Genomic DNA, 17,679 nt, shown 5'->3' with positions numbered 1-17,679 from the left:
ATAATAACATAATAAAAAGGGTTGTACAAGGGAAATTTAAATTAAGTAATCATTATCTATAGTGATAATACAGTTGTATTCTGGGTGGATTTGACGGATTGAATCGATAATTTGTTCCTTTAATTCTTCTGGAGTCATAACCTTTCTTAGTTTTTCTGAGTTAACAACTACATCAAAGATTAAGTTCTTTTTCTCACCTTCTCCGACAATTCTAAAGTCATGCATTGATTCAATTAAAGGGTTATATTCTACTATTTTTTGAACCTCATCATATGTGCCATTTATTTCTTTTGTAGTTACACATATAGGATCCATATGAATAACTAAATATATTTTAAGCTTTTCTGAAATTTCTCTTTCCGCTTTATCGATTATCTCGTGAATAACCATAACATTTATATCAGAAGGTATTTCTGCGTGTATAGATGCCATACATCTTCCAGGTCCATAATTATGAATAATTAAATCGTGAACACCTGTTATATTAGGATAACTCAAGGTCATCTCCTTTATTGATGAAACCAATTCTTTATCAGGTGCTTCACCTAAAAGAGGATTTATTGTTTCTTTTATCAATGAGAACCCAGAGTAAACTATAAATAGAGCAACTAAAATACCGAAGTATCCATCCAAAGGCAAGCTAGTAAACCTAGATGCTAAAAATGAAAGAGCAACAAAAGATGAAGTAAGAACATCACCTAAGGCGTCAACTGAAGCTGCTTTTAATGCAGAGGAATTAATTTTAGTACCTATATATTTATTAAATCTTGATAACCATAACTTAAGTATTACGGAGATTATTAGCAACGCAAAAGGAACTAACTCAAAAACAATTTCACTAGGATTCATAATCTTATCAAAAGAGGATTTAACAAATTGAATTCCAACTAGCATAACAAGGAAGGACACTATTAATGCTGAAATATATTCCATTCTCCCGTGGCCAAAAGGATGTTCAGCATCAGCTGGTTTTTCAGATAATTTAAAACCTATTATTGTAATAACAGAGGAGGCTGCATCAGATAAATTATTAAATGAATCTGCCATAACAGCGATACTTGAAGTAATTATCCCTACAGATAACTTGATTATAAATAAGATAAAATTAACAATGATTCCAATTATGCCACCAAGCATTACATGGGATCCTCTGATTTTATCATCTTGAGTATTCATATTGTCTTTTATAAAGGTATTAACTAAAAGGTTTGATAACAAAAAAACACCTCATTTCAACTAATAATCTTATTCTAATTATTTAATCTTTATTTTATAGCACAAGTACAAATTAATCAATTATTTCTAAGTCAGATTGTTAAGATATGATAAGTTTGCTAAAATAAAAATTATATAAGTTATCTTATGCAAAAAGTGCATAAGATAATCAAAAGGAGTGAAATAACATGGAAAATCAATTAGCTTTAGAGTTGCTAGATTTTATAAAGGAAAGTCCAACAGCTTATCATGGTGCACATACAGTTAAGAATTTGCTAGATAAGGAAGGGTTTAAGGAAATTAAGGAAAGTGAAAAATGGAACCTTGTAAAGGGTGGGAAATACTATGTGATGAAAAATGAATCTGCAATTATTTCATTCGAGATAGGGCAAGGTGAACTTGAAGAAGATGGCTTTAGACTAATTGGAGCTCATACAGATTCTCCTACTTTTAAAATAAAACCAGCAGCAGAAATAAAGGTTGAAAATACTTATGTGAAATTAAACACAGAAGTATATGGAGGACCAATATTAAGTACATGGTTTGATAGACCACTATCTCTTGCGGGAAGGGTTGCCTTAAAGGGAAAATCTCCTCTAAAACCTGAAATAAGACTTGTTAATATAGATAGACCATTATTAATAATTCCAAACATGGCCATACATATGAATAGAAGTGTTAATGAAGGATATGCATATAATAAGCAAAAGGATACCTTGCCTTTATTAGGGTTTGTAAATGAAAAGTTTGAAAAGGATGGATATCTTTTAACATTATTGAGTGAGGAATTAGGTGTTGAAAAGAAAAGTATACTTGATTTTGATCTGTTTTTATATGAATATGAAAAGGGATGTCTTTTTGGATTAGATAATGAATTTATTTCAGCAGGAAGACTAGATGATCTTTGGATGGTATTTACAGGGATAAAAGCACTTATAAATAGTGAAGCAAATAAGGCAACAAAGGTGATGGTTGCAGTAGATAATGAAGAAATAGGAAGCTTAACTGCTCAAGGAGCAAATTCAGCGCTACTTAAAACTTTATTGGAAAGAATAGCATTGGCACTAGGAAAGGATAAGGAAGGATTCTTTAGAGCATTATCTAATTCGGTAATGATTTCTGCTGACTTAGCTCATGCTGTTCATCCAAATCAAGTTGAAAAGCATGATCCAACAAATAAGCCAGTACTCGGTGGTGGTCCTGTTATAAAAATGGCTGCATCAGGAAGTTACTCAACAGATAGCTATGCTTCAGCAATATTCCAAGCTGTTTGTAAGGAAGGTGGAGTTTCATGCCAAAAGTTTGTTAATAGATCTGATGTTAGAGGTGGTACAACAATAGGCCCAATGTCAGCAGCTGATTTATGCATTCCTGTAGTTGATATGGGAGCACCTCTTTTAGGAATGCACTCTGCTAGAGAATTAGCAGCGGTTAAGGATAATTATCTTACAATACAGGCATTTACAAAGTTTTATAATATTTAGTTAAATTATTCTGTTTAAGCTTATGAAGTGATTTGTTTTCACTTTGTAGGCTTTTTTGCTTTTATTTAGTAGCTAAATAGAAATATTAAACTCTTTATTAAAATAATGTTGGTATTGTATACAAACCTATGTTGCCGGCAAGAATTCAAAGGAGGTGGTTTGTTTTGATACAAAATGATTATGAGTTAGAAAATTTTAAGATACACTTAAATACAATATTAAAAAAAGACTTGTTTAGAACTCGAGAAAAAGTAATGAAATCCTGTCCTAAATGTGGATGTACTAAGTATATGAAATATGGTTTCTACAACGGCATACAAAGGTATAAATGTAAAAATGAGATTTGTGGCAAGACATTTTCTTTGGGAACCAATTCTATTTGGAGTTATTCGAAAAAGTGTGCAGATAAATGGATTGAATTCATTGAATTAATGCTAGAAAGAAGAACTTTAAAATATTGTGCTGAAAAGTTAAATATAAATATAAATACAGCATTTTTTTGGAGGCATAAGGTACTACATGCATTAACTTTTAATAGCATACCTAATTCGCTGTTTGGAGATGTGCATATAACAAAATCAGGCGTGAAAGAAAATTTTAAAGGGGCTCGTAATATAACTAGAACTCAAAGGGAGGATATTATTATAGTGTCAGCCAAAGGGGAGAAAGATAGTTTATTGTCATTACCAGTTAGTAAAAAAATATGGAATGAGAAAGATTTTAATGAAAAGATATATTCCAGAATAAAAAAGGATTCCTATATAATACCTTATGCGGATAGGTATATTTTTGCAATAGCTAAAAGACATAATAATGATTCTAGAAAGTTAATAAAGAATGAAGTTGAAATCATCAAAAATTACAGATTGATTTCTAAAGCATGGTTTAGATGTTTTCGGGGAATCGCTACAAAGTATTTAATAGAATATTTATGCTGGTTTATTATAGAACATAGAGAAAAGACATTTAATAGTTTAGAGTGCTTATATGATTTTATGAATGAATGTAATTTTATAAAAATATCTAAGGTTAGGGAAGTATAGTATTCAGAACAACATTTATTTAATAAAGATCTGTATAAGAAGGTTAACATATATGTATGTAGATAGTTTCTTGAGTAAATAAGTGGTAATAAGAAAAGAAAGTTTATAGTTTTAGATTTTTTGGGAAAACTAAGCATAAATTAGTGAACTAAGGAGGCTGGCATAAGTGAGCAAAAGAGATACTATAAACTGTAGAAGGCATGTATTGCAAGAGTTAAAGCTTGGATTTGCCCAAATAAAAGAAAACTATAAGTACATAAAAGAATTATCAAATATGGAAGAAGAGGTTTTAGGATCTGGAGAATGGTTACTTGATAATATATATCTGATAGAAAAAGAGTATAAAAGCATCAAAGAAAATATGCCAATGTCATATTTTGATAATCTTCCTAAGTTTGAAAAGGCGAATATAAACGAAATACCAAGGATTTTAATATATGCAAAGGAATATGTTAAATTAAAAGAAGGAGTAGTTAAAGAAAAAGAAGTAATAGAATTTATAAATCGAAAGGAAGAAAGGTTCACAATAGGAGAGTTATGGGCTTTCCCCCTTATGCTTAGAATTGCAATAATAATAAAACTTTCTAAAACCACAAAGAAACTTGTAGTAACGCAAGAGGAGAAGATTAGGGGGAAGTATGAGGCTTACAGAATTATAGATGGGAAAAACAAAAATAAAATTGACGAAATTCTAGAAGAATTAGATAGAAGTTATGAAAAGATCTCAGGATTGTTTCTTGAATCATTAGAAAGAACATTGAGAGATAATTCCATAGAAGACGATAAAGTTTGGAAATTTATAAAAAATAAAACAGGGGCAAAAGAAAGTGAAGAGGATTTTGTAAAAAACAATTTTGTTGAAGCATCCATAGAGCAATCCATAAGTACTTGCATAAGTTCCTTAAGAGAAATTGAAGGGATAAGTTGGAGAAAGTTCTTTAAGGTAACTTCTAAAGTTGAAGAAATTTTATGTAATGATCCAAACAATATATATGAGAATATGGATTTTGAATCAAAAGATTATTATAGGCATACAATTGAAGTGTTATCAAAGAAACTTGAAGTAGATGAAATTACATTAACAGAAAAGGCATTAAATTTAGCATTAATAGCAAAAGAAGATAAAAATAACAATTGTAAATGTCATATCGGATATTATTTAATAGATGACGGGGTTGAAGAATTAGTTAAATTATTAAATAAGAATGTAAAAGTAAATAAGAATATTTCACCTATAACGTTCATAGCATTAAATTTTCTAGGAACTGTAGGAATTATAGCAATTGTACTAGGTATAAGCTACTTATTTGGAGTTGATTTTACAACATTTCAGTGGGTGGTATCAATATTGTTAATGATTGTACCAGCTAATGAAATTGTTGTAGCATTAATAAATTGGTCAGTAAGTAAGTTAATTCCTATTAGATTTGTTCCAAAACTTAATTATGTAGAGGGAATTCCGGATCATAAGAAAACTATAATAGCGATACCAGCTATAATACCAACAAAATCAAGGGCGAAAGAACTAATGGAACAACTTGAAGTTGCTTATCATGCGAATAAAGATAAAAATATTTATTTTGTATTACTAGGAGATTTTAAAGATTACAAAGAAGAGAGATCACCTAGTGATGATGAGATAATTGATTCAGCAATGGAGGAGACAGAAAGGCTAAATTCCAAGTATTTCCCAGAAGATAAACATTTCTTTTTTCTAAATAGAAAGAGAGTGTTTAATCCAAAAGAAGGGACATTTATAGGTAAAGAAAGAAAAAGAGGAAAACTCATGGAATTTATGGCTCTTTTAAAGGGATATAGGCATACTTTTAATACAATAAGTAGCGATATATCTTGTTTAAAAGAAGCGAAATATATAATTACATTAGATGCAGATACATTTATTCCAAGAGATGCTGCTAATAGGTTAGTTGGAGCTATGGCTCATATATTAAATAGAGCGGTAGTGAAGAATAGAAAAGTTGAGCGTGGATTTGGAATTATGCAGCCTAAGGTTAGTATAAGCTTGGAAAGTAAGAACAAAACTGCATTTTCAAGAATATTTGCAGGACAGAGTGGGATTGATGGATATTCAATAGCGTATTCTGAAACATATGAGGATTTGTTTGGAGAAGGGAACTTTACAGGAAAAGGGATCATAGATATAGATGTTTTTTATGGAATACTAAAAGATGAGATTCCTGAAAATTCAGTATTAAGTCATGACCTTTTAGAAGGGGCGTTTACTAGGTGCGCACTAGTTACAGATGTAGAAGTTGTAGACAATTATCCCTCTTCTTATGAAGCAAGCTGCAAGAGATTGCATAGGTGGGTTAGGGGGGATTGGCAGCTATTAAGATGGCTTTTTTCCTCTAAGATATCACTTTTATCAAGGTGGAAGATTTATGATAACTTAAGAAGAAGTATGCTTGCTAGAAATTTATTACTTGCGATGATATTAAACTTAACAATCCTTAAAGGCGAAAGTCAAATAGTTTTGCTTTGCTTTTTAGGAGCTATTATTCCTGTTGTTTTTACAGTTACAGATTTTGTGGTAACACCAAGAAACAAAACAATGGGTACATTTAAAAGCTTTGAGCAGGTTATCCTTATAATTAGTTTTATTCCATACCAGGCATATCTGATGATTGATGGAATTTGTAGAACATTATATAGATTGTTTATTTCAAAGAGAAATTTATTGCAATGGCAAACAGCTGAAGAGGTTGAAGAATCAACTAATAATTCACTAAAAGCTTATATTAAGAGAATGTGGATTTCTTACTTGGCAGGAATAATTATATTAGTTTTGGCATTAGGTGCTAGACCTGTGGTTGCATTATTTAGCATACCAGTAGCCTTGCTTTGGATTGCAAGTCCTTATATAGCATATTATATTAGCAAGAGAGAGCCAGAAGAGTTTTATGAAGTTAATAAACAAGATAAAGAGTTCTTAAGAGATAACTCAAGGAGAATATGGGCATATTATGAGGACTTCGTAAATGAAGAAAATAACTATTTAGCTCCTGATAATTATCAAGAAAAACCATATAAAGGGGTAGCCTATAGAACATCCCCAACCAATATAGGAATGGGACTTACTAGTAACTTAGTTGCATATGATCTTGGCTATTTATCTTTTGGTGCTGTAGTTGATAGGATTGAATTGATTTTAAATGGAATGGATAAGCTTGAGAAATACAATGGACATTATTTAAATTGGTATGACACAAGAAATTGCACTCCTCTGTGGCCAAGATATATATCAACTGTGGATAGTGGTAATTTACTAGGGTATTTGTGGATAATTTCAAAAACACTTGTGGAATATAGAAGAAATCCTTTAATAAGAGTAGAAGAGATAGATGCTATAAATGATAGCCTAAAAATTATAGGTTTCGCTGCAGAAAAATTTAATGGAGTAGGTTTTGAGAATTACTCTAATATTTTAGAAAATGTTTTATCTACTATAGAAGAAATAGATTTATCTGAAGAAGATAATGAAAAGATCTATTGGGTTCAAAAGATAAAAAGAGAAATTAAGCTGAAAATAGCTTATTATGAATATCTATTTGAGGGAATCCAAAAATTTATTTTAGAAAAGTATGAGAATAACTGTCCTTCTTTAGATGAATTAATATCCTTTTTAAAAGATTTATATGTTTCTTCTGGAAAAGATATTAAAGTTATTATTCAAGAAAAAATAAATTTACTAAAATCATTTGCAGGAAGAATAGATAATTTAGTTGAAAAGATAGAAAAAATAATGAAAGAAATGGATTTTAAGTTTCTATACAATGAGGAAAGAGGCTTGTTTTCCATAGGGTATAACTTAGAAGAAAAATCCTTAGGTAGTTCATACTATGACTTATTAGCTTCAGAGTCTAGAGCTACTTCATTTATAACAATAGCATTAAATCAAATTCCCAAAGAACATTGGTTTAACTTAAGTAGGGCTATGACAGATGCTTTTAATGAGAAGAGTCTAGTATCTTGGAGTGGTACTATGTTTGAATACTTTATGCCACCACTTATTATTAAAAGCTATAAAGATACTTTATTCAGTATGACTTATTCGTCAGTAATTAATGCTCAAAAGGCATTTGCAAATAAAAAAGGAGTTCCTTGGGGAATTTCAGAATCAGCATATTATCAATTTGATTTAGGAGAGAATTATCAGTATAAAGCATTTGGAATTCCAGGAGTTGGGCTTAAGAGGGGGCTTGAAGATGAGCTCGTTATATCTCCATATTCTACATTAATTACATTACCTTACTCAAAGGATGAAGGTATACAAAATTTAAGAAGCCTAATGGAAAAAGGAACATATGGTAGATATGGATTTATAGAAGCTATAGACTACACTCCGAGCAGAGTAAGTAAAATGGATACAGCAGAAGGTAGGGCTGCAAAGAAAGATGTTAGATGCTATATGGTACATCACTTAGGCATGTCACTAATGGCTTTAGATAATACGCTTAATGATAACATATTTCAAAAAAGGTTCCACAGTATTCCAGAGGTTAAGGCTACAGAACTGCTATTAAAAGAAAGGATTCCAAGTAAGATAACCTTTGAAAGGGAAGAAAACTTAGTAACTAAGAAGAAAACTTTAGAGAAAGAAGATTTTATTCCAAGGATTTATGAAGGAGCAAAAAGAGAAAATCCAGAGGTACTACTATTATCTAATGGAAGTTATTCAACTATGGTAACTTTAAGTGGAAGTGGTTATAGCAAGAAAGACAGTATGTCAGTGTATCGATGGAAGGGAGACACCACTTCAGATAATTTGGGGAATTTTATTTATATTAAAAACTTAAATTCTAATGATTATTGGAGTGCAACTTATGAACCTTGTAGATCTTCTGGAGAAAGTTATACGGCAGAATTTACTGTTGATAAGGGAATTTTTAAGAGGAAAGATGGGTCTATAGAAAGTGAACTTAAAATTGTTGTTGCACCTGAAGATGATGTGGAAATAAGAAAGTTGATACTTAAAAATACAGGAGAAAAAGGCAGAAGTGTAGAGATAACTAGTTATATGGAAGTAACTCTCCAATCATTTCAAGGAGATGCTGTTCACCCTAGTTTTTCTAATCTATTTATCTCAACAGAATATGATGATGAACATTCATGCCTTTTAGGAAGCAGAAGGGCAAGAGTAAAGGATGGAGTAGTTCCTTATATAGTTCATAAGATAATTTCTCCACATGAGTTAGAAGGAGCAGTGACATATGAAACATCTAGGGTTAATTTTATAGGAAGAAATAGAAGTTTGAAATCTCCAAAAGTTCTAGATAATGATGCTCCATTATTAAATACAGTAGGAACAGTATTAGATCCTATTATGAGTTTAAGAGCTAGAATTAGACTTGAAGCTAATGAAGAGAAGGAAGTTTACTATATTACAGGAACTACTAATTCAAAGGAAGAAGCACTAGAAATTGCTAAGAAATATGAGGAGATAAGTAAACTAGAGAAGGCATATAGCTCTTATAGCAGAGCAATTCAACTTGAATTAAAGTCGCTAGGAATAAAATCAGCACAAGCAAATATATATCAGAGGCTAGCTTCATATATATTATTCCTTCATAGTGGAAGAGCTGATAGAGAAGATTATATAAAAAATATAAAGTTTAATCAGCAGGATTTATGGGCATATGGAATTTCTGGAGATTTACCTATAGCCATGGTATTAGTTAAAGATGAAGATGATATGGATTTAGCAAGAGGCATGATTAAGATGCATTATTATTGGAAGAGCAAAGGATTAAAGGTGGATTTGCTTATATACAATGATGAAGAATCATCTTATGAACAACCATTACAAAAAAATATACTAGGTGCAATTAATTTTTCAAAGGAAACAGGAGCATTAAATAAGCCAGGTGGAATATTTCTTCACAATAAAGCTACTATGGGAGAAGATATAAGAGATTTTATAATTGGAATAGCTGCACTTTATGTAGATAGCAGAAAAGGTTCAATAATTACTCAAATAAGAGATTTAGAGGAGGTTGAGTCAGCTCAAGTTTTAAGACATAAAGAACTTATGGATTCTCATCTTATTAAGGTTCATGTAAACAAAGAAAAACCAATGGATAATAACGTAGAGTTACTTGAAGTACATGAAGAGGAAATATTAAATGTACAAGAAGAACATTTTGATACAAGTTTATTAGACTTTTGGAATGGGTATGGTGGATTTGATCCTAAGGATAGCAGCTATGTTATTAAATTAGACAAATTCAATAATACTCCAGCTCCTTGGATAAATGTTATTTCAAATGAGGATTTTGGATTCCATATTTCTGAAGTTGGATCTTCCTATACATGGTGTGGAAATAGTAGAGAAAATAAGATAACACCATGGAGCAATGATTGGGTTATAGATCCACCTGGAGAAGCGCTTCTTATTAGAGATGATGATTGTGGGAAATATTTTTCAATTACTCCTAAACCAGTTCGTGATGCTGGAGAGTATCTTGTAAGGCACTCCTTTGGATATTCAACCTTTAGCCATACATGTCATGGCATAAAGGGGGAAGAACAGGTATTTTGCCCTAAAGGTGAAAAATTAAAAATTCAAAGGGTTATTTTAGAAAATCTTTGTGATAAAGAGAGAAATCTTTCGATTTATTACTATGCGCAACTTGTTCTTGGAGTAATAAATTATGAAAGTGCTAGATATATAACTACATCACTAGGGGATAATTATATAATGGGAGAAAATCCTTATAGTAAATATTTTGGGAAGTTGAAGGCTTATCTTACAATACTAGGAGGAGAAGAGCTTTCATTTACTGGAGATAGAAAAGAGTTTATAGGAGTAAGTGGAGATATTTCAAATGCAAAGGCATTAAAATACAAAAAGTTGTCTAATAGAGTTGGAAGTGTATATGATCCATGTTTAGCAGTAGAGAGTAAGCTAAAGTTATCACCGGGAGAGAAGAAAGAGATAATTGTATTATTTGGTGAAGAAGAACTTACAGAAAGTATAGAAGAAAAAATAAAAAAATATACTAGTGCAGAAGAATGTGTAAATTCATTAGAAAATGTTAAACAATATTGGGCACATTTCCTAGGAAATATACAAGTAAAGACAAAAGATAAATCAATGGATTATTTGTTAAATGGATGGCTATTGTATCAAAACTATAGTTGTAGATACTTAAGTAGAACAGCATTTTATCAATCAGGAGGAGCCTATGGATTTAGAGATCAACTTCAAGATTCTATGTCTCTTGGCATAATTAACCATGAAATAACAAAAGCGCAGATAATAAGAAGTGCATCAAGGCAATACTTAGAAGGGGATGTACAACATTGGTGGCATCCTGTTATTAATAGCGGTATAAGAACAAGATTTTCAGATGATTTACTATGGTTACCTTATGTTACAACAGAATATATTAAGAGAACAGGAGATTATTCTATATTAGAAGAAAAAGCAAAATATCTAGAAGATGAGCCTTTAAAAGAGGGTGAAGACGAAAGGTATACTATAGTAAATACCTCTAATAAAGAAGGGTCCATATATGAGCATTGTATAAAAGCAATAGAACAGGGACTAAAATTTGGAGTGCATAACATTCCATTAATGGGCAGTGGTGATTGGAATGATGGAATGAGCACTGTGGGAAATAAAGGTAAAGGTGAAAGCGTGTGGCTTGGATGGTTTTTATATACCATTTTAGATAACTTTGATGATGTATGTAAGCATATGCAAGATAAAGAAAGACAAGAAAATTTCAAAGATAAGAAAGAGTTTATTAGAGAAAATTTAGAGAAAGAAGCCTGGGATGGTGGATGGTATAGAAGGGCATACTTTGATGATGGTACACCGCTTGGCTCAAGAGAAAATGAAGAATGTCAAATTGATTCATTAGCACAAAGTTGGGCATTAATATCAGGTGCTGCTTCAAAGACAAGAGCAATTGAAAGTATGGAGGCTGTAGATAGAAATCTTGTAAAGAAAGATAAGGGATTAATACTTTTGTTAACTCCACCTTTTGAAAAATCAAAGTTAGAGCCAGGATATATAAAAGGATATGTAGCTGGCGTTAGAGAAAATGGAGGGCAATATACTCATGCTGCAGTTTGGGTTATATTAGCTTTAACCAAGTTAGGTCTTGGAGATAAGGCACTAAGGTATTACAATATGATAAATCCTATAAATCACACTAATACAGAACTAGAATGTGGAGTATACAAGGTTGAACCATATGTTATGGCAGCAGATGTATATATAAGAGAGCCTCATGGTGGAAGAGGAGGCTGGAGTTGGTATACTGGAACTGCTGGATGGATGTATAAGGTAGGACTTGAAGATATTTTAGGATTAAAGCAGGTAGAAGGTAAAGGATATAAAATAGAACCATGTATTCCTGAGGAGTGGGGAGAATATACAATTAATATAAGTAATGAAACAGAAGAATATGAAATTAAAGTTATTAGAGGAGATAAAAATAAAATAATCATTAATGGTGAAGAAATGTCATCGAAGCTAATACCAAGAGATAAAGGAAAGCTTCAAATTACAGCTGTAGTTTCTTAAAATTTATCAGGGTAAAGTTACCATTTAAGATTTAGATGGAAACTTTACCCTGAAACATTATATATAGAGGCCTTGATGGAATTATAATTAGATACTGCATATGCAAAAAATATTTACATGTAGAGAAAAAATGTGTAAAATAAAGTTGATTAAGGCGGTGAATTAGATTGAATAATAGCAAAAAAGGGTTGATAACTATAAGTGCATTAGCACTAATTTTGGTTTTTGTTCTTGCAGCAGGAATTATTAAGGATAGGAAATTAAACAGTATTAATAAAGAGGAATATGTAGCGTCTTTAACTAATTCTTCAAAAGAAGAATCTAAAAATACCAAAGAAGTAAAAGCTCAAGAACCACCAGTAGAAGATAAAAGTACAAAAAGTCTTGATTTCTATGGAAAACTTAAGGAAAAACAACCTGTTAGAGTGTTGATTTTAGGTGATGGACTTGCTATGAGTCAGGGAAGAAATTCAGATAATGGAATTTGGGATCAAGGAGTAGCTAGCTTAATACAAAACACATATGGCAGTAAAGTTGAATTAAAATCATTAGCGCAAAGTGGTGCATCAACTACTGTTGGAGTGAATGTAGCTAAGAATAATGATATAAGTAACTATGATCTTGTCATCACATGTTTTGGACATAATGATAATAGTACATTAGTTAATCCAAGCCAATCAAAGACAAATTATAGCAATATATTGGCAGAGATAAAATCTAAGAGCCCTAAAGCTACTATTATTCCAGTATTGCCAAGTACTTTGGCTTTAGATAATACATATAGATTGACTATTCAAAAGCTAGCAGCTGAAAACAATTTAACTTGTGCTGATATGAAAAAAGCGTTTACTGAATCAGCATCACAAGAATCCACTTTACTTAATGGGTCTTTACCTAATGACAAAGGATATCAAATTTATACACAAACAGTAGGTAATATAATTAAAGCAGGAGTAAAATAAGTAGAAATTTAAAAGATAGACAAAGCTTTAAGCTATGTCTATCTATTTTTTTAGTCTGAATTATCTTCTTCTTCAGTAGGTAGTATATTAGCACCCTCATTTGCTAGACTTTCAGTATAATCAAACTCTTGGCTAGCTATATTGTTAACTACTATTGGATCAACTGCAGGATTGGCCAGTGGTGTTGAATCACCATTAGGTGCAAAACTTCTTATTTCATTTTGTTTTGGATGATAACTTGTTCTTGCATATGGTAAATAAGGTTTTTTCTTGTCAGCCATATTAATACCTCCTTTTAAAATATATAGGTTTAGTTTTCTCAAAATAAAAAAAATAATACAAGTAGTCTAAAGCTTAGACTAAAAATCTACATCATAGGATATTAATATGCCTAAAAAGCAATGTTTATGGTATAATAATAAATTGTATAATAAAGAGATATTATCTAGAAGGAATGGTGAGGATGGATATTTAAATTTTTGCTATAGACTTTATAATAAAGAAATATATTAGAGGAGGAAATAACTTTGTCAGATTATATAGATGAAATTAAAAAAAGAAGAACTTTTGCTATTATATCTCACCCAGATGCTGGTAAAACTACCTTGACAGAAAAGTTTTTATTATATGGAGGAGCAATAAGACTTGCAGGTTCAGTTAAGGCAAGAAAAGCATCTAAACATGCAGTTTCAGACTGGATGGAAATAGAAAAGCAAAGAGGTATTTCAGTTACTTCTTCAGTAATGCAGTTTAATTATAATGGTCACTGTATAAATATATTAGATACTCCAGGGCACCAGGATTTCTCAGAAGATACTTATAGAACTCTTATGGCGGCAGATTCAGCAGTAATGGTTGTTGATGCAGCTAAAGGTGTGGAAGATCAAACTAGAAAGCTATTCCATGTTTGTGCATTAAGAGAAATGCCTATATTTACTCTTGTAAATAAGATGGATAGAGAAGCGCAGGATCCATTTAAATTATTAGATGATATAGAAAATGAACTTGGAATAAAGACTTATCCAATGAACTGGCCAATTGGTTCAGGTAAGGATTTTAAGGGAATCTATGAAAGAGATAATAATAGAATTATAGTATTTAATGGTGGAAATCATGGTCAAAATGAAGTTGAAACTGTTGAAGGAAACGTTGAAGATGAAAAGTTTAGAGAAATCCTAGGTGAAGCACTTCATGATAAATTAATGGAAGATATCGAACTTTTAGATATAGCTGGAGATGAGTTTGATGTAGAAAAGGTTAGAAGTGGAGAACTTACACCAGTATTCTTTGGTTCTGCATTAACTAACTTTGGTGTTCAGCCATTTTTGGAACATTTCTTAGAGATGACAACATCACCTCTATCAAGAAATTCAAGCATTGGAGAGATAGATCCATTTGATAAAGATTTTTCAGCTTTTGTATTTAAGATTCAAGCTAACATGAATAAGGCTCATAGAGATAGAATTGCTTTTATGAGAATATGCTCAGGAAAGTTTGATAAAGGTATGGAAGTTATGCATATGCAAGGTGGAAAGAAGCTTAAGCTAGCACAACCGCAACAATTTATGGCACAAGATAGAGAAATAGTTGAAGAAGCTTATGCTGGAGATATAATAGGTGTATTTGATCCAGGAATATTCTCTATAGGTGATACATTATGTTCTCCATCAAATAAATTCAAGTTTGAAGGAATACCAGCCTTTGCACCAGAACACTTTGCAAGAGTTAGACCGGTTGATACAATGAAGAGAAAACAATTTATCAAAGGTGTTACTCAAATAGCACAAGAAGGTGCAATCCAAGTATTTAAAGAGCTTCATATAGGAATGGAAGAAATAATAGTTGGAGTTGTAGGTGTTCTTCAATTTGAAGTTTTAGAATATAGACTTAACAGTGAATACAATGTTGAGATTAAGATGGAAAGACTTCCTTATAGATATGTAAGATGGATTGAAAATAAGGAACTAGATCCAGATACATTAAATCTTACATCTGATACTAGAAAGGTTAAGGATCTTAAAGATAGAAATCTTTTAATATTCCAAAATGACTGGGGTATTAGCTGGGCTTTAGAGCATAATAATGGAATTGTTTTATCTGGTGTTGGAAAGACAGAATAATAATTCAATAGTTTATGATATTAGAGAGGGTACATTTTATTGAGAATGTATTCTCTCTTTTTATTTTGTAGATAATATATGAAAAAACTGCAGAATATATTTACAAAATAGAATGAAATGGATAAAATGGGAAATAGGTGTGGGAAGCCTAAAATTTACAATTAAGCAAACGATAGAATAAAATTTAATGAATGGATGGAGATTTAGAATGCTTAATGTAAATAAGAAAGAATTAACTGAAAAGTTATTAGCTGAATGGTTGCAAACACTAGAATATTTAGATAATAATAAAAGAAAGCAACTTTATGAAATAGGTTGTGCTTATTCTGGTAGAGATATTAGTTTTTTATATGAAATTAATAGAACTATCTGTGAGAAAGAGAATACATGTAGAGATAATATAAATGATCTCGTATATATAAATGAAAAGGACAAACATCTTTTAATTTTTAAAGAAAGTAAAATGGAATTTACTTATGCACAAATGAGAGAAGTCTTATTTGGGTTAATTGATATCGTAGAAAAGATTTATCCTTTAGGTACTGCAGTTGAGTTGAAAAAGGAGTACTTAGAGAAAATCATAGGAAAAAAAGATATCAAGAGTGCACAAGTAATCATAGTTAATCGTTTTATTTTCCATAATGATGTTAAGTCCTTTTTTCATTATGCAGGAATTGTATATCCACTAGGATTTTTAGATGAATCAAGGGTAATTAATTTTACTTCAGCGTTAGTAGATAAAGTACTAAAGAAAGGATATTCAGATGAGAAGGAAGATGCATATGTCTATTTGATGAAGAAAGAATTAATAATAGATAAAAAGATGCATTCATTTGGCTTCTCTACTGAAGAAGAAAGAGAAAATTTTGAGAAAAAATTAGAAGTGGAGGGTGCATAGATGATAAAAGTACAAGTAGATGAATTAACAAATGATTTAGCTACATTAAATTCAGCTATAGGAGATTTTGAGCCATATTCAGATAATTTTGCTCAAAGTGCTAAAGATAGTTTAAGTGGGATGAATTCAGATTTTATTAGTAAAGTAAAAGATACTCTAGAAGCTATGGCTGATACGAAAGCACCTGAATTATTGAAAAAGATACAGGAGTTTCATGAATATGGACTAGCACTTGTAGAAACCTTTAGAGAAACAGATGCTAAAATAGCAGAAAATGAACAATTAAAGAAGTAGGTGATAGATATATGGGTAGATATAAAAAAGCATATGCGGAGAGATTAGTTTCAAAGTATGTAGACGAAATAGAAAGAGAAAAAAAGCAAATTATTAAAAATTTTCAAGACATGGATTTAGATAATGCAGATGTTAAGAATGATTTTGCCTTGATTGTAAACAGTATGGTGCAAAAATGCGATAGTTTGATTAGTGAAATCAGTAGTTATAGCTTTGATTAAAACCTTAGCGGAAAGGGGAGATAGGGTTTGATAAGTGATATCAAAGTTAATTACGCCATAATAGGAGACTTAAGAGATAAGATAGCTACATATAAATCAGCAATTGAAACCATGGAAGAATCATTAAATAATATAAATAGTAGGCTTGAAACTGAAAACAGCGGAGAAGCTGTAGCAGCGTTAATAAGTAAGCATGAAGACTTAAAAGGTGATATAAGTGCCTGCAAGGGAGAACTAGAGGATTTATATAAACTTTTTAGTGGTTTCCATGATGAAATGACAGGAATAATACATCCAATGAGTTATGGGGCTCTTATGAGAGTAGACAGAGATGATATATGGTGGAATATGCAGTCAATAATAGGTGCCTGTACTGGAATAGGAATTATAAGGTATAATGTTTCAACTTATAGAAGTTTTCCAAGTTTCTCGGACAGTAAAGAAGAAAAAGAAAATCAAGAAAGAAATTATAGAAAAATAGAAGAAATTTGGGATATAATTGATTCATATAAGAGTGGATTTGATTCTGACATAGGTTATATGAATAATCTATTTAACAGCAAGGTAGTTCCTTATGAAGAGATGGACAATAATTATGCCAGTAGGGCCCATGAAACCTATACAAGATACGTGACTACATGGGAAAGAATAGTTGATGGAATTACAGACTTTTATGAAGGTGTAGCAAACTTCGTAGACGGAGTGATTAAGTCAGTAGAAGATTTAATTAAAGGACTAGTTGAATTAGTTAAAGGTGTTGCAGTATATGCAGTAGGTGCCGTAGCTGTTGTAATATCTAAGGTAACTGGAGATACTCCAGACTGGCTTAAGGGAGCAGAAGAAGACTTTTATAAGGATAACGAAATGATAAAGGCTACCCTTGATGAC

The 17,679-nt window shown here is 31.2% G+C and carries 11 protein-coding genes; 9 read left to right on the top strand and 2 right to left on the bottom strand.

From position 1 onward, the window contains the following. Nucleotides 1-36: 36 nt before the first annotated feature. Entirely contained in the window at nt 37-1,218 is a 1,182-nt protein-coding gene (locus FAY47_RS06380; protein WP_143315817.1) for a cation diffusion facilitator family transporter, read from the bottom strand. 185 nt (nt 1,219-1,403) lie between these two features. Between FAY47_RS06380 and FAY47_RS06375 the strand changes: the two genes are divergently transcribed. The 4 genes from FAY47_RS06375 to FAY47_RS06360 all read left to right on the top strand — a co-directional run bounded on the left by FAY47_RS06375 (nt 1,404) and on the right by FAY47_RS06360 (nt 13,258). Next, on the top strand, nt 1,404-2,699 hold the full coding sequence (locus tag FAY47_RS06375) for a M18 family aminopeptidase (protein ID WP_143315815.1): 1,296 nt from the start codon (nt 1,404-1,406) through the stop codon (nt 2,697-2,699). 164 nt (nt 2,700-2,863) lie between these two features. Beyond that, nucleotides 2,864-3,742, top strand: coding sequence for an IS1 family transposase (locus FAY47_RS06370; RefSeq protein WP_143315813.1), 879 nt, complete (start codon nt 2,864-2,866; stop codon nt 3,740-3,742). Between the two features lie 166 nt (nt 3,743-3,908). Next, a complete protein-coding gene (locus FAY47_RS06365) occupies nt 3,909-12,296 on the top strand; it encodes a glucoamylase family protein (RefSeq protein ID WP_243129561.1) in 8,388 nt (2,795 codons plus the stop codon). Between the two features lie 167 nt (nt 12,297-12,463). Next, a complete protein-coding gene (locus tag FAY47_RS06360) occupies nt 12,464-13,258 on the top strand; it encodes an SGNH/GDSL hydrolase family protein (RefSeq protein WP_143315811.1) in 795 nt (264 codons plus the stop codon). A gap of 50 nt (nt 13,259-13,308) precedes the next feature. On the opposite strand, the gene FAY47_RS06355 is transcribed toward FAY47_RS06360, so the two are convergent. After that, a complete protein-coding gene (locus FAY47_RS06355) occupies nt 13,309-13,539 on the bottom strand; it encodes a hypothetical protein (protein WP_143315809.1) in 231 nt (76 codons plus the stop codon). Between the two features lie 246 nt (nt 13,540-13,785). Here FAY47_RS06355 and FAY47_RS06350 point away from each other — a divergent pair, with 246 nt between their 5' ends. The 5 genes from FAY47_RS06350 to FAY47_RS06330 all read left to right on the top strand — a co-directional run. Next, entirely contained in the window at nt 13,786-15,378 is a 1,593-nt protein-coding gene (locus FAY47_RS06350) for a peptide chain release factor 3 (RefSeq protein ID WP_143315808.1), read from the top strand. A 208-nt stretch (nt 15,379-15,586) separates the two neighbouring features. Next, nucleotides 15,587-16,276, top strand: coding sequence for a DUF4176 domain-containing protein (locus tag FAY47_RS06345; protein WP_185966750.1), 690 nt, complete (start codon nt 15,587-15,589; stop codon nt 16,274-16,276). After that, the gene (locus FAY47_RS06340) at nt 16,277-16,570 is read left to right on the top strand and encodes a hypothetical protein (protein ID WP_143315804.1); all 294 of its coding nucleotides are present in this window, start codon (nt 16,277-16,279) and stop codon (nt 16,568-16,570) included. Between the two features lie 11 nt (nt 16,571-16,581). Beyond that, the gene (locus tag FAY47_RS06335; protein ID WP_143315802.1) at nt 16,582-16,791 is read left to right on the top strand and encodes a hypothetical protein; all 210 of its coding nucleotides are present in this window, start codon (nt 16,582-16,584) and stop codon (nt 16,789-16,791) included. Nucleotides 16,792-16,818: 27 nt separating this feature from the next. Beyond that, nucleotides 16,819-17,679: hypothetical protein (locus FAY47_RS06330; RefSeq protein WP_185966749.1), on the top strand; the 861-nt coding region annotated here is incomplete at its 3' end.

It is taken from the genome of Clostridium sp. HBUAS56017 (assembly GCF_007115085.1).
GTDB classification, from domain to species: Bacteria; Bacillota; Clostridia; order Clostridiales; family Clostridiaceae; genus Clostridium; species Clostridium cibarium.
The sequence above is the reverse complement of the archived record's forward strand: the minus strand, read 5'-3'. Positions and strand labels throughout refer to the sequence as shown.